Raw genomic sequence first — 17896 nt, 5'->3', positions numbered from 1 at the left:
CTCGTATCGTTGGGGGCGTCTATGAATAAGTTGCGTACAGGCGGCAGATCAATTTTCAGAAAAGTCTATTTTAGCGCGAGCTTACTTGCGGCATTGGGCGTCTGCGCCGTTTTGATCATCGCGGCAAATTCGGCGCAGGCGCGGGAGAACGTGGCGTTTTCGCAAAGCTATCCGCCGGGAACGATCATCATCAAGCAAAGCGAGCGACGACTCTACTTCACGACCGGAGGCGGGACGGCCATTCGCTATCCGATCGCGATCGGCCGGTCCGGCCGGGCCTGGCAGGGCGAGACGTTTGTCCAGGGAAAATATGTCGAGCCGGCGTGGTCCGCCCCCGCAGTGGTCCGGCAAGACCATCCGAACTTTCCGGCGGTGATCCCCGGCGGGTCGCCGCGCAACCCGATGGGCGCCGCCGCGCTCACCTTGAATCTTTCGGAAGTCGCGATCCACGGCACCACTCAGAGCATGCGCAAATCGGTCGGCACGGCCGCATCCTATGGGTGCATCCGCATGTATAACGAGGATGTCGTCGATCTCTTCCATCGCGTGCAGGTTGGAACCCGGGTCGTCGCCGTTCCATAAAGCCCTTAGCGGAAGGGCTCGTCGTCGGCCGCGTGCGGCTTGTCAGTATTGTTCGGGCTGAACCTGGCGGCGGGTTCGGCCCGAATTGCTTTTTGCACGCGGAGGGAGAGCGCAGCGCTCAGGCTCCGCCGATAGGGGCCTTTCCTTCCGCCTCGGATTGGATTAACCAAAGCCCTTCAACAGCCGCGCTGGCATGGCGGCCCGAGCCGCGCCCGGTGGGCGCGTCGCCGTTCTCCCGGCCTTTGGCAAGCCGTGGCTCCAGCGCCAGACGCGTTCGCGCGTGCAAGACGGTTCGAGCGCGCATGCATTCGCGCAACAAACCGGACGGAGAAGCCAATAATGTCCGGCGGACGGGAGCAATCGGTGGAAACGAAGGTCTTTGAGCATGGCGACCTTGTCAACCAGGTCATCGATGTCATCGTCAAGGAAGGCTCGTTGGACCGCGAGAAGGTCACCTTGGACGCGACGATCGAGAGCCTCGATCTCAAATCGATCGACATCGTGATGATCTTGACCGCTCTCGAAGCGACGTTCGATGTTTATATCCCGATGGATGGCCCTTTCCTCGATGCGAAGGACGTCAGGGGCCTGACCGATGCGATCGCGGCCATCGTCAAAGAAAAAAGCTGAAATGACGGGATTGCGGCGGGTCGTCATCAGCGGCATGGGGGCTGTCTCCGCCGCCGGCGTCGGCGCGCCTGCTTTGTGGCGCGCCGCCCGCGATGGCCGCTCCTGCATCGCCGAAACCCAGTTTCCTCGCCCCTATCGCGGTCGGATCAGGATTTCGGCGCAGGTGCAGGGGTTCGATCCCGCCGCGCATCTCGAAGCCAAGCTCTTGCCCTTCTGCGATCCGGTCGCCCGCTATCTCCTCGTCGCCGCCGACGAGGCGGTGGCCCAAGCGGGTCTCTCTCGCGCGGAGCCGATGGGCCCGCGCACGGCGACGATCATCGGGACCGGCGTCGGCGGCATGCATACTTTGGAAGACGGGCTTCACCTGACCCTGGTTGAGCAGGGCCGTCCCGACCCCTTGACCGTGCCGCGTCTCATTCCAAGCTCAAGCCCATCCAATGTGAGCATCCGCTTCGGCGCCATGGGGCCCTGCTTCGCCGTGGCCAGCGCCTGCGCCTCTGCGACGCAGGCGATCGGCATGGGCGCGCATTTCATTCGCTCCGGCCTCATCGATCGCGCCATCGTCGGCGGAACCGAGGATTGCATCACCAATAGTTCGATGCTGGCCTGGGAATCCTTGCGGGTGCTCTCGCCCGACGCGTGCCGGCCTTTCTCAAAGGGCCGCAATGGAATGATCCTCGGCGCCGGCTCGGCGGTCTTCATCCTCGAGGAGGCCGGTCTGGCCCGCACCCGAGGCGTCGAAGCGCTCGCCGAAATCATCGGCTATGGGACCTCCGCCGACGCCAAGGACGCGGTGCGGCCAGATTCGACTGGGGCGGCGGCTTGCATGCGCAACGCCTTGCGGGACGCCGCGATCGAGAGCGAAGAAATCGATTACGTCAACGCGCATGGAACCGGGACAACCGTCAGCGATATCTCGGAAGTGGAGGCGATGGGCCTTGTTTTCGGCAAGAGGCTCCCGCACCTGCCGATGTCCTCCACCAAGCCCATTCATGGCCATGGGCTGGGCGCGGGCGGGGCGCTCGAACTCGTCGTGACGATTGGCGCGATTCGCGAAAGCATCGCGCCGCCGACGATCAATTGGCGCGAGGCGGATTCGAGATGCCCGGTCGACGCGGTGCCTAACGAGGCGCGCCCCATGCCGATCCGGCTCGCCTTGACCAATTCCTTCGCCTTCGGCGGCATCAACGCCAGTCTCGTCATTCGCCGCGCCGAGGCCGCATGAAAGCTGCGCTTTCGCCCCCGGCCGAGATCCGCTGCTTTAAGAGGCCAAGGTGAAACGGGCGCCGCGCTCGATCCTGATCACCGGCGCATCAAGCGGCATCGGACGCGCGCTCGCTCTGACCTATGCCAATCCCGGCGTGGCTTTGGCGCTGATCGGGCGCAACAAGGCGCGGCTGGAGGCGGTCGCCGCCGCCGCGCGGGAGCAAGGCGCCGAGGTCGATATTGGCCGCCTCGACGTGCGCGATCAAGACGCGATGCGGCAATGGATTGTCGAACGCGACGGCGCCCGCCGCTTTGATCTTTGCATAGCCAACGCTGGGATCACGACCGGCCTGTCGCCGAGCGGCATAGCCGAGGACCCGCAAGCGGTCCGCGCCGTTCTCGAATCCAATCTCATTGGCGTTTTGAATACGGTCGAACCCCTGATCGCCCCGATGTGTGGGCGCGGGGACGGTCAGTTCGCGTTTGTCGGATCGATGGCGGGCCTGCGCGGACTGCCCTATGCGCCGGCCTATAGCGCCGCCAAGGCGGCGGTTCACTCCTATGCCGAATCATTGCGCGGCCGGCTCGAGCCCCAAGGGGTTCGCGTCAGCCTGCTGATCGTCGGCTTCGTCAAAACGCCATTGAACGACAGTATCGAAGGCCTAAAGCCGTTCGAGGTCAGCGATGCGCAAGCTGCGCGAATTATTCAGCGGGGCCTCGATCGCGGCAAGGCTGTTGTTGCATTTCCATGGCCGCTTTATCTCGCGACGCGGCTCGCCCGAACCCTTCCGGCGCGGCTGGTCGACAAAATCATGGCGCGGTTCGATGTGAAAGTGCCCGAAACCCAAGAACGGGTCCGCTGAGGCTCTATCTCACCCGCGAATCGGTGAAACCGCAGAACTTCCCAACTCCGGCAGGTCTCCGCCAGTCTCGCATCTATGGCAAGACTTTGTTAAGACTTTGGCGCTCCTTAAGAAATTAGAAAGATTGTTGCTCAATTCCTGCAACAATCTGTTGCAATTTGTTTGTTGTCTACGCCGGCCTTTTCATAGATTCAAAGACTTGAGTACATCCGCCGGCTTTGGCTCGTTCGAGCATTGTTTTTAGCTTGCGCACAAGAAAAAGCAGCGCAGCGCCGCCCGAACGAAACAAACCGCGCCAGGGCATTGTTCCGGAGAGTTTCGCCGGACTCCGATCCGAGGGCGCCCGCGGCGCGGCCCGGAGAAGACGATTCGTAGGGGGGCTTGGCATTGGTTTTCTTTGATCTTCTCACGTTGATTTGCGAGACGAGCCTAGCTATTTCCGTGCTCGGCCTGCTTTTTGTCGGGGGCGGATTCATCACCCTCATCGGCATCAATCTTGTGGAGCGGGCGGCCGGAGCGCCCTGGGGTCGGCCGCTTCCCGCGCCGGTCTTGGCCGAGGCGGACTTGCCCCATGTCCTCGTACAGATCCCGGTCTTCAACGAATCTGAAATGGTGGCGGACGCCTTGCGCTCGGCCGCCGCGCTCGATTGGCCGCGCGATAGGCTGCATATTCAGCTACTCGACGATAGTTTGGACGAGACGAGCGCTATCGCCGCGCGCGTTATCGGCGAGTTGCACGAGCAAGGCTTCGACGTCTTGCACCTGCGGCGGGGAGATCGCTCCGGATATAAGGCGGGCGCCCTAGCCGCCGGCCTCCTTCACTCGGACGCCCCTTATGTCGGCGTCCTGGATGTCGATTTCCGCCCCCCCGCGCATTGGCTGCGCGCTGTCATGCCGGCTTTGATCGGCGACCCTCGCGCCAGTTTCGTGCAATCGCGCTGCGAATTCGCCAATTACCGGACCAATTGGCTGACCCGCGCCCAAGGCCTGATGCTCGACGCGCATTTTACGATGGAGCAGGCGACGCGCTTTCGCGCTGGCTGGCTGTTTCAGTTCAACGGCACTAGCGGCGTTTGGCGGCGCTCGGCGATTTCGGCTGCGGGCGGCTGGTCGTCCGATTCGCTCTGCGAAGATCTTGACCTCACCGTGCGCGCGGAAATCGCCGGATGGCATGGCCTTTTCGCCATGGATCCCCCTGTGCCCGGCCTCGTTCCCGATGAGGTCCGGCATTGGCGGGTCCAGCAAAGACGGTGGTCGAACGGTTTCGTTCAGGTCGCCCGCAAGCTGCTCAAGGCGGTTTGGACCTCGGATTGGTCAGCGCGGCGAAAAGTATCGGCGACCTTCCTTATTCTCATACAGACCTTCTATCCTTGCATGGCGATCGCCAGCGCCTCGCTTCTCGCCTGCATCCTGATTCGCGGCGGCGATCCCGCCGCCTATCTGCCGGTCATTGATTTGATCGCGGTTTTGATCGCGGTGGTCGCGATCGGAATGACGCTGGCGCCTTATCTCCTTTTGCGGCGCGGCTCCCTTGCCCGCTATCTCGCCACGCTCGCTTCGCTGACCCCCCTGATGATTTATATCAGCCTTTCAAACGCGCCCTCGATCCTGAAAACGGTTTTCGGCGCGACGGAGACATGGACGCGCACCCCGAAGACGCGTCCGATTCCCGCGATCGCGCCGACCGATCAGATCAGCCCATATTGAACGGCGCTCGGCGGCTCCTTTGTCTATCCGTCCGAACTGGAGCTTTCGCCCAAACTATTGTAGTTCAGAGCCAGAGCAATTTTGAGCGCCTCCAGATTCACGCGGATCTAGAGCGCTTTCCGATCGAATGGAGTCATTCGATCGATCAGAAATCGCTCCAGTGTTAAAGAGTCTGAGCATGTTCTCGTCGAACAGGTCGAACCAATCTGTTCGACGAGAATATGCTCTAAAGGCGCTCTAAGCTTGATTTCATTTGGAGTGGTTTCGAATGCAGCGACCTGGTTTGGTCCAGAAGACGAAGCTCGGTCTGGCCGCCGTCGCGGTCCTGGGGCTTTGCGGCTGTGGCGGCCAGGTAGGCAATTTGGATTCGTCCGACGCCGGTGGATCGAAACCGGCGAGTGTTCTTGGGCTCGGCGGCGGCGCGGCGCCGAAAGGAGCCGAGGCCAAGCGAATATTTTGTCCCGAAATCGTCGTTCTTGAAGGTACGGCGGCGAGTCAAGTCCACGCCGGCGCGCCGCCGACCAACGCGAATCTGCGCTATCAATTATCTCTCGACGATGCGGTTCGCGAGTGTTCGCTCGACGGCGACAAGCTGGCGATCAAGGTGGGGGTCGCGGGCAAGGTTCTGCTTGGCCCCGCCGGCGCCGCGGGCAGTTTCACCGTGCCGGTGCGGATGGCGGTGATCCGCGAGAGCGACGATCAGCCTCTCGTCTCAAAGCTTTATCGTGCGGCGGCGACCATTGCGGCCGGCCAGACTTACGCGAGTTACAGCATCGTCTCTGAACCGCTGCTCGTGCCCTTCACTCAGGACCATGCTGAGGAGGACTACAGCATCAAAGTCGGCATCGACGAGGGCGGAGGCGCGGAAAAGGCGAGCGCCAAGCGCGGCAAGCCTTAGAGCAGGGCGCCAGGCGGAGTGCTAGCCATTGACAATCGCCTCGCGCGCGCCGACATAATCTGTTGTCAGACCAAGACCCCTAGCGGAAGAGTCCGCCTCGCGCAGCGATGCGCGCGCCGGCGCCGAAGACGCAACCGCCCCGGAAACGCTCAGGCACAGGGACCGCGTGGGGGATGACACTCTGGAAAGCGATTTGCCGCCGAACGCGGGAAATCCACCGACGGAGGTAACTTCGCGCCGAAGGTCTCGAATTCGGGCGAAGGAATTCTCTCAGGTCACCGGACAGAGGGGGCAAAGCGCCGCGTTCGCGTGGGTGTTCTTTGCGTTTGTCCGATCGAGTGGGTCCTATGTCTGATATTCAGTCCGCCTTTGCGCCCGATCTGGCGCGCACGCCGCTTGATGAATTGCACCGGTCGCACGGCGCACGCATGACGCCTTTCGCCGGCTATGTCATGCCGCTGCAATATCCATCGGGGATCATCAAGGAACATCTCCATACGCGCGCGGAGGCTGGTCTCTTCGACGCATCGCATATGGGGCAGGCGATTCTTGAAGGTCCATTGGCGGCGCGTCGCCTCGAAACGCTGGTTCCCGGCGATATCGAGGGGCTTGCCCCGGGGCGGATGCGCTATACCCAGTTGCTCGACCCCGATGGCCATATCCTCGACGACCTGATGGTGACGCGCCTTGCCGACGAAGGAGGGCGGGAGCGCCTTTTTCTCATCGTCAACGCCGGCGCCAAGGCGGCCGACTTCGCCCATCTCGCGGCCAAGCTTCCCGATCTCGCGCTTACCCTTCTCGACAAGCGGGCCTTGCTCGCCTTGCAGGGACCTAAGGCCGCCGAGGTCTTGGTCCGCCGCCTGCGGCGCGCCGGACAGGACTTGGCGGCGCAGGACTTGGCCAAAATGCCGTTCATGTCGGCTTGTGAGATCGATCTTGGCGGCGTCGACCTCAAAATTTCCCGCTCGGGCTATACCGGCGAGGACGGTTTCGAAATTTCCGTTCCCGCCGCCGCCTCGGTTGCTCTGGCGCAGGATCTCCTGAGCGAACCGGAGGTGCTTTTGATCGGCCTTGGCGCACGGGATTCGCTTCGGCTGGAGGCCGGTCTTTGTCTCTGCGGACATGACATTGACGGGACGACCGATCCTGTCGAGGCCGGGCTGGCGTGGTCGATCCCGCGCCGGCGTCGCGAAGAAGGCGGATTTCCGGGCGCCGAGGCGATCCTGCAGGCCATCGCCAAGGGGCCCTCGCGCCGCCGCGCCGGCTTTCTGATCGAGGGCAAGGCGCCCGCGAGGGAGGGCGCGCAAATCGCTGCGCTGGATGGCCAAGCGATCGGCCGCCTCACGTCAGGCGGTTTCGCGCCGAGCCTCGGCCGGCCGATCGCGATGGGCTATGTCGACGCCGCCCATGCGGCGATCGGCGCTCCGGTCCAATTGCTGGCGCGCGAAAAGTCGATTCCGGCAAAAGTGGCTTCCATGCCTTTCGTTCCACATCGCTATTACAGGGGAGCCTGATGCCGACATTCTACACTAAGGAGCATGAATATATCCGGATCGAGGGCGAGGAGGGCGTTGTAGGCGTCACCGACTATGCGCAGTCGCAATTGGGGGATGTGGTTTTCGTGGAGCTGCCGCTGATCGGCAAGAGCTTGACCAAAGGCGCCGAGTCCGCCGTCGTCGAGAGCGTCAAGGCCGCGAGCGGAGTCAATGCGCCAGTCTCGGGCGAGGTCGTCGACATCAACCGCGCGCTCGAGGAAACGCCGGCAATGGTCAACCAGGACGCCGCTGGCGCGGGCTGGTTTTTCAGGCTCAAGCTCACTGACCCGGCCGAACTCGAGACCTTGATGAACGAGGCCGCCTATCAGGACTACGTCAAGACTTTCGGCTGAATGATCCAAGTCGAAGCAAAAATGAGCAGATCGGATCCGCCATGCGCTATCTTCCCCTCACCGCCGACGATCGCTCCGATATGCTGGCGCGCGTCGGCGCCGCCGATATCGACGCGCTATTTTCCGACATTCCCGCCGACAAGCGGCTTGAGCATCCGCTCGATCTGCCCATGCGCAAAAGCGAGATGGAAGTCGAGCGCCTGCTTGCGGGGCTGGCCGCGAAGAATATCGCGGCGGGATCGGTCCCGTTTTTCGTCGGGGCGGGCGCCTACAAGCATCACATTCCGGCCAGCGTCGACCATCTGATCCAGCGCTCGGAATTTTTGACCAGCTACACGCCCTATCAGGCCGAAATCGCGCAAGGCACGCTGCAATATATTTTCGAATTCCAGACCCAGGTCGCCGCCCTGACGGGGATGGATGTCGCCAACGCCTCGATGTATGACGGATCGACCGCGACGCTCGAGGCCGTGCTCATGGCCCATCGCGTCACTGGTCGGGGCAAGGCGATCCTGTCGGGCGGGCTGCATCCCCATTACGCCGAGGTCGTGCGCACCTCCTGCGCGATGACCGGCGACGCCGTCGTCAGCCTTCCTCCCGATGTTTTCGCGGCCGAGGATCTTGCCGGCCTCGTCGACGCGCAGACCGCCTGCGTCGTCGTGCAGAGCCCGGATTTTTTCGGCAATTTGCGCGATCTCGCCGGGCTCGCCGCGATTTGCCAGGAGAAGGGCGCGCTTCTCATCGCGGTCTTCACCGAGGCCGTCTCGCTCGGCCTCGTCACGCCGCCGGGCGCGATGGGGGCCGATATCGTCGTCGGCGAAGGTCAGTCGATCGGCAACCCCTTAAGTTTCGGCGGCCCCTATGTCGGGCTATTCGCCGCCAAGGCGAAATATGTCCGCCAGATGCCCGGGCGCTTGTGCGGGCAAACCGTCGATGCGGAAGGCCGGCGCGGATTCGTTCTGACGCTTTCAACGCGCGAGCAGCACATCCGGCGCGACAAGGCGACCTCGAACATCTGCACCAATTCCGGCCTTTGCTGCCTCGCCTTCACCATTCATCTTGCTTTGCTCGGGGAGGCGGGCTTGCGGCGGCTCGCCCGGATCAATCACGCCAATGCCGTCAAGCTCGCCGAGCTTCTGGAGGCGATGCCCGGCGTCGAGGTCCTCAACAAAACATTTTTCAATGAGTTCACGATCCGCGTTCAAGGCGATGGCGCGCGGGCTGTGGAGTCTCTGGCGGCAAAAGGCGTGCTCGGCGGCGTGCCGGTCTCGCGGCTTCTGCCGGGCGCCGGATTGGATGATTTGATTCTAGTCGCCTCGAGCGAGGTCAATACGGACGAAGATCGGGCGGCGCTCGCGGATGCTTTGCAAGGAGCGGTTTGATGCTGAACAGGCCAGAACACCCCACGCAGGGGCGCTCGATGCAAGCCGGAGAGGCGACGAGCCTGGAGATCGAGACCTTCACCTCCAACCGCGGCCTCGCGATCGAGGAGGGCTTGATCTTCGAGATTGGCCGGCCGGAGGTCAGCGGCGTCGATCTCGATGAGCCCGCGCCTTTCAAGGACCGCCTCGGCGGATTCGAACGGAAAGACCCGATCGGCCTGCCGGGTTTGAGCGAGCCCGAGGCCATGCGCCACTACGTGCGCCTGTCGCAGAAGAATTACGCCATCGATACGGGCATATTCCCGCTCGGCTCCTGCACGATGAAACATAATCCGCGCCTCAACGAGGCTTTGGCGCGCCGCCCCGGCTTTGCTGATATTCACCCTTTGCAGCCGCAATCCACCGTTCCCGGAGCGCTGGAGCTGATCGGCGAACTCGCCCATTGGCTGATGGAGATGACCGGCATGGCCGCGGTCGCCATGTCGCCCAAGGCGGGCGCGCATGGCGAGGCCTGCGGGATGATGGCGATCAAGGCGGCGATCGCGGCCAAGGGCGAGGGCGCGACCCGCAAAATCGTTCTCGTCCCCGATTCCGCCCATGGCACCAATCCGGCGACCGCGACGCGGCTCGGCTTCGAGGTTCGCTCCGTCCCGGTGCGCGGCGACGGAACCGTCGACGCCGCGGAGGTCGAAAGCCGGCTCGGGCCGGAAGTCGCCGCGATCATGCTGACCAATCCGAACACCTGCGGATTGTTCGAAAGGGATATTGTCGCGATCGCCGCCGCGGTGCATGCGGCTGGGGCCTATTTCTACTGCGATGGGGCGAATTTCAACGCCATCGCCGGCAAGACGCGCCCTGGCGATCTCGGCGTCGATGCGATGCATATCAATCTTCACAAGACCTTTTCGACCCCGCATGGCGGCGGCGGTCCGGGGGCCGGTCCCGTGGTGCTGTCGGCTCTGCTTGCGCCCTTTGCTCCGATTCCCTTCTTGCGCCGAGACGGCGATGGGCTGCGCCTTGTCGAGCATCTCGACGAAGCGCCGGACTCGTTTGGCCGCATCAGCGCTTTTCACGGCCAGATGGGCATGTTCGTGCGGGCCTTGGCCTATATGCTGTCGCATGGCGCGGATGGCTTGCGGCAGGCTTCGGAGGACGCCGTTCTGAATGCGAATTACATTCGCGCCAGTCTCAAGGATCTGATGTCGCAGCCCTTCGGCGATCAGCGTTGCATGCATGAGGTTTTGTTCGACGACGCCTGGTTGAAGCCGACCGGGCTTTCGACATTGGATTTCGCCAAGGCGATGATCGACGAGGGCTTCCACCCGATGACGATCTATTTTCCGCTGGTCGCCCACGGCGCCATGCTGATTGAGCCGACTGAATCGGAATCAAAGGCCTCGCTCGATCTCTTCATTGCGACCTTGCGCGATCTTGCGATGGCGGCGCGTCGCGGGGAGACGGAGCGCTTCATTGGCGCGCCCTTTTATGCGCCGCGCAGACGGCTTGACGAGACGCGCGCGGCGCGAAGTCCGATCCTCAAATGGACCAAACCCGCGCCGCGATAACGAAGATTGTTGGAGTGAAAAGTGGAGCCGCCCGGAGCGCAGCGCCCAAGAGCGTTTCCCGATCAGACGGAATCATCTGATCGAAAAGGAATCGCTCGGATTCTATGAGTTGGAGCATGTTCTTATTTTAAGAACATGCTCTAGCGTTGGCTTCAGTTGAACAGCGTTTTCAGATCGGCGATGTTCTTGCCGATCAGTTCCTGGCCGAAGGCGCCTTGAGCCTCGCCCTTCAGGACGATTTCGGCCGCTTTGGTTGCCGCCTCTGCGGCGGCGGAGCGCACTTCGGCCATCGCCTGCGCTTCGGCTGTGGCAATTTTCTCCTCGGCTTGTTTGGTGCGGCGCTGAATGAAATCCGCCAGACGCACCTGTGCCTCCTTGGCGAGCGACTCAGCTTCGGCATGGGCCTGGGCGACGACGGCGGCGGCCTCGGCTTCCGCCTCGGCCCGGCGCCGCTCGAAAGAGGCTAGAACGGCCTCGGCCTCGGTGCGGAGCTTGGCCGCTTCATCAAGCTGGCCCTTGATTTTTTCGCCGCGATCGTCGAGCGCCGCGCTGATCTTCTTATGCACGCCGAGATAGCCAAGGAGGGCGACAAAAATCGCGAAGCCGAGGGCGACGAAAAACTCTTCATTGAACATGAAATCTCTCCGGCCTCAGGACTTGGCTGCGATCGCCGCATCGATGGCTTTGGGATCGGCGGGCTTGCCGGTGATGTGACGCACGATATCCGCTGCGGCTCCCCGGGCGATCTCTTCGACATTCGCCATCGCCTTGGCCTTCGTCTCGACAATTTGGGCCTCGGCGCTGGCGAGCTTCGCGTTGAGATTGGATTCGAGCGCGTGGCGTTTGGCGTCCGCCTCGGCGTTGAGTTTGAATTGCGTTTCCTGGGCCACCGTTTGCGCCTTGGTCCGGGCGTCGGCGATGGTCTTGTCATGCGCTGCGGCGGCCTGCTCCGACTGAGCGCGGAAGGCATGCGCTTCGCTGAGGTCCTTGGTGATCTTGCCAGCGCGCGCGTGCAAAATATTTTCGACGCGGGGCAGGGCGATTTTGGACATCAGCAGGTAGAGCAAACCGAAGCTCAGGGCCAGCCAGATGAGCAGGGGAGCAAAATTGCCCGAGTCGAAGGGCGGAAAGGCCCCCGGGGCGTGGCCGCCGTCGGCCGGCTCCAAGGCGCCGGTCTCCGCGTGGGCGGGACCATGCGGTTTCGCCTTGCCTTCGAGCGCCGCGATGCGCATCTCGAGCGGTCCGAGATCGGGGCTAACGGCGGCGGTTTCGCCGGTTGAGGAAACGTGCGGCGCCAGCTGGGCGCTGACGGTTTTTTGGATCTCGGAAATGGCTGAATGTGTCAAGGCTGTGCTCTTGGCTATGGCGCTTTCGGCCGCAGCGACGCGATTGTCGAGCGCGGTCAAGGCTGTGCGCGATGAGGCGAAGGACTCGCTGTCCGTCCGTTCGAGCAAATCCGCGCGCCTGCTCAAAGCGGCGATGTTTTCATCGAGTTGGACGACGCGCGCGCTCGAGTTATCGAGCAGATGGGCGCCGAAGGAGACGCCAAGGGCGGCGATTGCGCCTGCGGAGCCTGCGACGACGAGCGACCATGTGGACGGCGAGAGTTCCGCCAGTTTGAACTTGGCCAGCTCGGATTGGAATTGGCGACTAGCGCGCGCCGCCGCCGTCGCCAGCGTTGTCTGCGCCGCGCCGAGACCGCGCAGGCCTTGCGCTAAGCGCTTGGCGAGCGTTTGCGCAATCGCTTCCAATTGGGGTTTGACGTTGTTCATGGACCGGCGCTCCGGGACGAGGCAAATGCGCCCGGAAAGAATCCGGGCGCATCGGAATCATGACTACTTAACAAAGAGCAGAAGAATCGCCACCAGAAAGGCGAAGATGCCCAAGCCTTCCGCAAGCGCCGCGCCGATGAAGGCGCGCCCGAACTGGGCGTCGGAAGCCGTTGGATTGCGCAGGGCGCCGGAGAGAAAATTGCCGAAAATCAGGCCGACGCCAATGGCGGCGGCGCCCATGCCGATGGCGGCGAGGCCGGCGCCGATGAATTTAGCTGCAACGGGATCCATTATTAACTCCTAAGCTTACGAAAGTGGGCACCGATCTGTTGTTGATATTTATTCAGTGTCCCGGATGAATTGCGTCGTTCAGATAGACGCAAGTGAGGATCGCGAAAACGTAAGCCTGCAGGACGGCGACAAGCAGCTCGAAGCCGGTCAGCGCGACCGTCGCCGCGAGGGGGAGCGGGGCGAGGGCGGCATAGGCGCCGGCGCCGAGCAGGGCTGCGACGAAGCCGCCCATCACCTTCAAAGTGATGTGGCCGGCGAGCATATTCGCGAAGAGACGAACCGAGAGGCTGATCGGGCGGGAAACGAAGGAAATGATTTCGATCAGCACCAGGAAGGGAAGCAGGGCGGGAGAGACGCCCGAGGGCACGAACAGCCCAAGAAAATGGGTCCCGTGACGGATGAGGCCATAGATGATGACCGTGCCGATGACGAGCGCGGCCAGCGCGAAGGTGACGATGATCTGGCTCGTGACCGTAAAGGTGTAGGGGATGAGCCCGATCAGGTTCGAGAAAAGCACGAACAGGAAAAGCGTGAAGACGAAGGGGAAAAAGCGCATTCCTTCGCGTCCGGCCGACATATGCACGGTCGAAGCAATGAATTCATAGGTCATTTCTGCGGCCGATTGCAGCCGGCCGGGAACCAGCGCCTTGGGCCAGGTTCCGATGATCATCAACGCCGAGCCCGCCAAGACGACGATCAGCATGAACAGCGAGGCATTGGTGAACGAGGCATCGACGCCGAACGGATGCAGGGGGAAGATCCGCTCGATGTTGAACTGGTGGATCGGATCCATGGTATGTTCTGCCGCCACGTGACTATCCTTCGCCTGAATCAGCAGCCGGAGCTTCGATCCGGCTCATCCTCGTCCTCGTCCAGCGCTTTGCGCCGCGATTAAACCAGCCCGCCCTTCGAACCCGGAGGTTTGACGGCGATCCGATAGACATTCCAAAATCCCGCCGCCGTCCCGAAAAGAAGGAAGACGAGAAGAAAAACCGGCGATGCGCCAGTCCATGCGTCGATCTGCCAGCCGATGACCGCGCCGACGATCACCGCCGCGACGAATTCGCTCAGGACGCGGAAGCCGAGGCTCATCGCGCTTCCCAGCGATCCGGCCGCGGGAGCCGCGTCTTGCCCGGAGTTCTGAGCGCTGGGGTCCTGGTGCGCTTCAAGCGCGCTTGAAAGTCGGTCGAGCCGAGCCCTCAAGGCCTTTTCTTCGCGCTGGTCTTCGTCTTCGCGACCGGTTCGCCGGCGTTCTTCTTCGCGTTTTTGATCGTCGCCCCGTTGCTTGCCGCGCTCCGTCACTCGTCTCGCTCCACAACTCGTCTGACCTGCCTCGCAAAAGGATGCAAGAGCAATCTATAAGACGCCCGGACGCGAAAAGCGAGAAAGGCGCCCGTTTTAGGGCGAGCAAAGAAAGAGACGTGAGGGCGTCGTGCGGCGAGCGCCTGAGCCGGGCGCACCATATGGTCGGCGCACGCCCCTGTCAAGACTTAGTCGGAAACATCTAAGCTATTGAAATAGCCTTGAAAAACAATATTTTGGGGTTTTGTTTGGCCGGGACGTTTCGCCGCGTTCAGCCCGCATCGAGGAAGCGCTCCGCCTCTTCCAGATCGACGCAGACGAGCTGGCTGACGCCGCGTTCGGCCATGGTGACGCCAAACAGCCGGTTCATCCGCGCCATCGTGATCGGATTATGCGTGATGGTGATGAAGCGCGTCTCGGTTTTCTGGCGCATATGCTCGAGGAGGTCGCAAAACCGTTCGACATTGGCGTCGTCGAGCGGAGCGTCGACTTCGTCGAGGACGCAAATCGGTGCCGGATTGGTCAGAAAAATCGCGAAAATCAACGACATGGCGGTGAGCGCCTGCTCGCCGCCCGACAGCAGAGTCATCACCTGCGGCTTCTTGCCCGGCGGCCGGGCGAGGATTTCGAGCCCTGCTTCGAGCGGATCATCGGATTCGATCAGCTGAAGTTCAGCCGAGCCACCGCCAAATAGGCTTGTGAACAGCTCCTGGAAATGGGCGTTGACGATGTCGAAGGCCGCGATCAGCCTTTCGCGGCCTTCCTTGTTCAGGCTTTGGATCGCTTGACGCAGGCGCCGGATCGCTTCGGTCAGATCCGCGTGTTCGGTCGAAAGACTGGCTTTGGACGCCAGGGTCTCGCTCAATTCCGCTTCGGCGCGAAGATTGACCGCGCCGAGCCGCTCGCGATCCTGCTTCAAGCCTTCAAGCCGCTTTTCAACCTCGCTCGCCTGTGGAAGCTCGTCGCGCGGCCCGACATTGGCGAGCGCCGGAAGATCATCCGCCGCGCATTCGAGTTCGGCGCCGATCGTCCGCAGGACTTCATCGCAGCGCAGCCGCGCCGATTCGACCCGCGCCTCGCTGCGGGCTTTTTCCTCGCGCGCCGCGCTCATCGCCTCCAGCGCGGCGCGGGCCTGGCGATCGGCTTCGGCAAGATGCGTTTCGGCCGCGACTCGCTCATCCGAGGCCTGCTGGCGGGCCAGTTCGGCGGCTTCGATCTGGCCGATCAGACTCCGGCGGGTCGAGAGAAAGGCGTCCGGCGCCTCCGCGAGTCTCTCGCGCTCATCGGCGGCTTCTTCGAGCCGGGCCTGTAGAGCGCCGATTTGCCCGCCAGCGCTGGTGCTGCGCGCCTCCCAGGATTTGCGCTCCTCCTCAATCGCCTGCAACCGCTTGGTCCGCGACTGCGCCTCGCGCAGATGGGTTTGCAATTCGGCGCGGGCTTCGGCGACGAAGGCGCGCTCTTGCGCCGCATTGGCGCGGGCCGTCTCCAGCCGCGCGGTCAGTTCGGCCGAGGCGTCCAATCCCTCGAGCGCGGCCTTGGCGGCCGCCAGCTTTTCACTGGCTTCGTCGCGATTGCCATTGAGGCGAAGCGAAGCCTCCTCTAGCACTGCGAGCCGCGCCAAGGCGGCGCCCTGGCTTTTCTCCAAAGCGGCGCTTTTTTCGCGCGCGGCTTCGACTTCGCGCAAGGCGTTTTTGTGGGCTTGCCGGGCGCGGCCCTCGGCTTCCGCCGCCGCGGCGAGATTGGCCTGCGCCAGATCCGCCGCCGCCTTCAATTCGTCGGCGACCTCGCGCGCGGCTTCGGCGTCTAGCGTCAGGTCGCCGAGGCGGTTCTTTTCGGCAAGGCGGCGGGCGGCGGGCGTCGGCGCTTCGGCGGCCTGGGTAAATCCATCCCAGCGCCACAGATCGCCCTCTTTCGAGACCAGTCTCTGGCCGGGCTTGAGCAAGGCGCGCAAGGCTGCGCCCTCCGCGCGCAGAACGATGCCGATCTGATCGAGCGCGCGGGTCAGCGCCAAGGGCGCGGTGACCAGCTCGGAGAGCGCCATCACGCCCGGCGGGAGGGCCGGATCGCTCGCTCCGTCGGTCAGCGCCCAATGCGCGGGGGAGGCGGGATTGGTCGAGGCGTCGAGATCATCGCCAAGCGCCGCGCCAAGGGCGGCTTCATAGCCTTTGGCGACGCTGATTTCTTCGGTGACCGCGGGCCAGAATCCGCCGGTTCCGGCAGTCAGCAGTTTCGATAGGGTTTGGACCTGGGTCGCAAGATTTTGCGCCTTGCGCTCGGCCTCCGTCAGCGGGCCCCTGGTCCGCGCCTCCGCCGCGCGCGCCTCGCCATGGCGAAGTTCGGCGCTCGCGACTTCATCCTCCAGCGCCTCGGCGGTCTCAAGCGCCTGATCCAGCGCGGCCTGGAGCAAGGCGGGATCGTCGCCGCCGCCAAGCTGGGCTTGCAGCGCGCTTTGCTCCTCTGTGACTTTGGCGAGATCCGCCTCAAGCCGGAGGAGCCGCGCCCGTTCGTCGCGCAGCGCGCTCTCGCCGGCGGCGCGGCGCGCCTCGACGCCGGCGCGCGCGTCCTGCGCCTCGGCCAGCGTCTTTTCGGCAACCGCGAGGGCGGCCTCAGCTTCGACCAGCTTTTTGCGGGCGCCCGCCTCGAATCCGGCCTCCGCCTCGCCGGCGCCGCTCAGCTCCAGGGCTTCGGCGTCGAGCCGGGCGAGGACGCTGGCGGCATCCTCGATCAGCGCGGTTTCGCGGGTCAGATCGCTGGTCATTTGCGCGATCCGGCGCTCCAACTCGACGATCCGCGCCTTCGCCCGCCGTTCCTCGCCATCCAGCGTTTCACGGGCGAGCACGAGCTTTTGCAGTTCGCCGCCAGCATTCGCCTCGGCCTCGCGCAAGCCGGGCAATTGATGCGCGGCGATCGCCTGCACGCGCGCGGTCTCGGCCTGGAGCCGGGTTCGCTCAGCGACTTCGCGCGCGTCGGCCTCCAGCTTGCCCTCGGCGAGGGCCTGAGCCTCGGCCGCGTCCCTATGGTTGATCAAGGCGAGCAGGGCTTCGTTGCGCCTGATTTCGGTCGCGAGATTGCGGTAGCGCGCGGCCTGCCGCGCCTGCCGCTCCAGGCCCTTCGATTGCGCGTCGATCTGCTGCAAAATATCGTCGATGCGGACAAGATTGTCTTCGGCGGCCTTGAGCCGCAGTTCCGCCTCGTGCCGGCGCGAATGCAGCCCGGCGACGCCGGCGGCCTCCTCGAGGATGCGGCGGCGCTCTTGCGGCTTGGCCGAAATCATCTCGCCGATCTGCCCCTGGCGGACCATGGCCGGGGAACGCGCGCCCGACGAGGCGTCGGCGAACAGCAATTGCACGTCCTTGGCGCGCACTTCGCGTCCATTGACGCGATAGGTCGAGCCGGCGTCGCGGGCGATGCGGCGCGAGACCTCCAGAACCTCGCTATCGTTGAAGACGGCCGGCGCGGTGCGGTCGGCATTGTCGAGAAAGAGGCAGACCTCGGCCATATTGCGCGCTGGCCGATTGCCGCCGCCCGAAAAAATCACATCGTCCATGCCGGAGGCGCGCATGTTTTTCGACGAACTCTCGCCCATCACCCAGCGCATTGCCTCGACGAGGTTGGACTTGCCGCAGCCATTCGGACCGACGATGCCGGTGAGGCCCGGCTCGATCAGGAAATCGGTCGGCTCGACGAAGGTTTTGAAGCCCGCGATCCGAAGCTTTGTGAATTTCATGGCGCTGCCTTTATCTCGGCGACCAGCTTTTGCAACATTTTCGATCTTTGTTGAAGCGCGTTAGCGTTTGGTTAAGTAAACTA

At 63.5% G+C, this 17896-nt stretch carries 16 protein-coding genes and 1 riboswitch; of the genes, 10 read left to right on the top strand and 6 right to left on the bottom strand.

Annotated features, from left to right (window positions below; all coding sequences use genetic code 11):
* Positions 1–21 precede the first annotated feature (21 nt).
* The 10 genes from DL86_RS03885 to gcvPB all read left to right on the top strand — a co-directional run bounded on the left by DL86_RS03885 (position 22) and on the right by gcvPB (position 10721).
* Positions 22–582 (top strand): L,D-transpeptidase, encoded by a 561-nt coding sequence (locus DL86_RS03885; protein ID WP_084572683.1) that lies wholly within the window; start codon positions 22–24, stop codon positions 580–582.
* Between the two features lie 339 nt (positions 583–921).
* Positions 922–1212 carry an acyl carrier protein gene (locus DL86_RS03875; RefSeq protein WP_245276219.1) on the top strand — a complete coding sequence of 97 codons (291 nt, stop codon included), beginning with the start codon at positions 922–924 and terminating at the stop codon, positions 1210–1212.
* Between the two features lies 1 nt (position 1213).
* Complete coding sequence (locus DL86_RS03870; protein WP_036258345.1) at positions 1214–2437, top strand: beta-ketoacyl-[acyl-carrier-protein] synthase family protein; 1224 nt, start codon at positions 1214–1216, stop codon at positions 2435–2437.
* 49 nt (positions 2438–2486) lie between these two features.
* Positions 2487–3281, top strand: coding sequence for an SDR family NAD(P)-dependent oxidoreductase (locus DL86_RS03865; RefSeq protein WP_036258344.1), 795 nt, complete (start codon positions 2487–2489; stop codon positions 3279–3281).
* Between the two features lie 387 nt (positions 3282–3668).
* Positions 3669–4988, top strand: a complete 1320-nt coding sequence (locus tag DL86_RS03860; RefSeq protein ID WP_036258342.1) for a glycosyltransferase family 2 protein — start codon at positions 3669–3671, stop codon at positions 4986–4988.
* Positions 4989–5256: 268 nt separating this feature from the next.
* A complete protein-coding gene (locus DL86_RS03855) occupies positions 5257–5886 on the top strand; it encodes a hypothetical protein (protein ID WP_156964463.1) in 630 nt (209 codons plus the stop codon).
* A gap of 171 nt (positions 5887–6057) precedes the next feature.
* Positions 6058–6182, top strand: a riboswitch (glycine riboswitch).
* Between the two features lie 51 nt (positions 6183–6233).
* Positions 6234–7400: a glycine cleavage system aminomethyltransferase GcvT gene (gene gcvT, locus DL86_RS03850; protein WP_051952625.1), complete on the top strand. Its 1167-nt coding sequence runs from the start codon at positions 6234–6236 to the stop codon at positions 7398–7400.
* Entirely contained in the window at positions 7400–7774 is a 375-nt protein-coding gene (gene gcvH, locus DL86_RS03845; protein WP_036258341.1) for a glycine cleavage system protein GcvH, read from the top strand. Before gcvT ends, gcvH begins: the two co-directional genes overlap by 1 nt.
* Positions 7775–7815: 41 nt before the next feature.
* The gene (gene gcvPA / locus DL86_RS03840) at positions 7816–9156 is read left to right on the top strand and encodes an aminomethyl-transferring glycine dehydrogenase subunit GcvPA (protein ID WP_036258340.1); all 1341 of its coding nucleotides are present in this window, start codon (positions 7816–7818) and stop codon (positions 9154–9156) included.
* Entirely contained in the window at positions 9156–10721 is a 1566-nt protein-coding gene (gene gcvPB, locus DL86_RS03835; RefSeq protein ID WP_036258339.1) for an aminomethyl-transferring glycine dehydrogenase subunit GcvPB, read from the top strand. Before gcvPA ends, gcvPB begins: the two co-directional genes overlap by 1 nt.
* 152 nt (positions 10722–10873) lie before the next feature.
* On the opposite strand, the gene DL86_RS03830 is transcribed toward gcvPB, so the two are convergent.
* The 6 genes from DL86_RS03830 to smc form a co-directional block, all read right to left on the bottom strand.
* Complete coding sequence (locus DL86_RS03830; protein ID WP_036258338.1) at positions 10874–11356, bottom strand: F0F1 ATP synthase subunit B family protein; 483 nt, start codon at positions 11354–11356, stop codon at positions 10874–10876.
* Between the two features lie 15 nt (positions 11357–11371).
* A complete protein-coding gene (locus DL86_RS20420) occupies positions 11372–12493 on the bottom strand; it encodes a F0F1 ATP synthase subunit B family protein (RefSeq protein ID WP_245276218.1) in 1122 nt (373 codons plus the stop codon).
* Positions 12494–12556: 63 nt separating this feature from the next.
* Positions 12557–12784, bottom strand: a complete 228-nt coding sequence (locus DL86_RS03820; RefSeq protein WP_026607288.1) for a F0F1 ATP synthase subunit C — start codon at positions 12782–12784, stop codon at positions 12557–12559.
* A 52-nt stretch (positions 12785–12836) separates the two neighbouring features.
* Positions 12837–13577, bottom strand: coding sequence for a F0F1 ATP synthase subunit A (locus DL86_RS03815; RefSeq protein ID WP_036258337.1), 741 nt, complete (start codon positions 13575–13577; stop codon positions 12837–12839).
* 98 nt (positions 13578–13675) lie between these two features.
* Complete coding sequence (locus tag DL86_RS03810; protein WP_084572682.1) at positions 13676–14086, bottom strand: AtpZ/AtpI family protein; 411 nt, start codon at positions 14084–14086, stop codon at positions 13676–13678.
* Positions 14087–14357: 271 nt separating this feature from the next.
* Entirely contained in the window at positions 14358–17813 is a 3456-nt protein-coding gene (gene smc, locus DL86_RS03805) for a chromosome segregation protein SMC (protein WP_036258336.1), read from the bottom strand.
* Between the last annotated feature and the right edge of the window lie 83 nt (positions 17814–17896).

This window comes from Methylocapsa aurea (assembly GCF_000746085.1).
GTDB lineage: Bacteria > Pseudomonadota > Alphaproteobacteria > Rhizobiales > Beijerinckiaceae > Methylocapsa > Methylocapsa aurea.
This window is presented reverse-complemented; position numbering and strand designations above follow the sequence as displayed.

Coding starts and splice junctions, on each gene's coding strand:
- DL86_RS03885 (WP_084572683.1), top strand. CDS start 22: ATGAATAAGTTGCGTACAGGCGGCAGATCAATTTTCAGAAAAGTCTAT.
- DL86_RS03875 (WP_245276219.1), top strand. CDS start 922: ATGTCCGGCGGACGGGAGCAATCGGTGGAAACGAAGGTCTTTGAGCAT.
- DL86_RS03870 (WP_036258345.1), top strand. CDS start 1,214: ATGACGGGATTGCGGCGGGTCGTCATCAGCGGCATGGGGGCTGTCTCC.
- DL86_RS03855 (WP_156964463.1), top strand. CDS start 5,257: ATGCAGCGACCTGGTTTGGTCCAGAAGACGAAGCTCGGTCTGGCCGCC.
- gcvT (WP_051952625.1), top strand. CDS start 6,234: ATGTCTGATATTCAGTCCGCCTTTGCGCCCGATCTGGCGCGCACGCCG.
- gcvH (WP_036258341.1), top strand. CDS start 7,400: ATGCCGACATTCTACACTAAGGAGCATGAATATATCCGGATCGAGGGC.
- gcvPA (WP_036258340.1), top strand. CDS start 7,816: ATGCGCTATCTTCCCCTCACCGCCGACGATCGCTCCGATATGCTGGCG.
- gcvPB (WP_036258339.1), top strand. CDS start 9,156: ATGCTGAACAGGCCAGAACACCCCACGCAGGGGCGCTCGATGCAAGCC.
- DL86_RS03830 (WP_036258338.1), bottom strand. CDS start 11,356: ATGTTCAATGAAGAGTTTTTCGTCGCCCTCGGCTTCGCGATTTTTGTC.
- DL86_RS20420 (WP_245276218.1), bottom strand. CDS start 12,493: ATGAACAACGTCAAACCCCAATTGGAAGCGATTGCGCAAACGCTCGCC.
- DL86_RS03820 (WP_026607288.1), bottom strand. CDS start 12,784: ATGGATCCCGTTGCAGCTAAATTCATCGGCGCCGGCCTCGCCGCCATC.
- DL86_RS03815 (WP_036258337.1), bottom strand. CDS start 13,577: ATGGATCCGATCCACCAGTTCAACATCGAGCGGATCTTCCCCCTGCAT.
- smc (WP_036258336.1), bottom strand. CDS start 17,813: ATGAAATTCACAAAGCTTCGGATCGCGGGCTTCAAAACCTTCGTCGAG.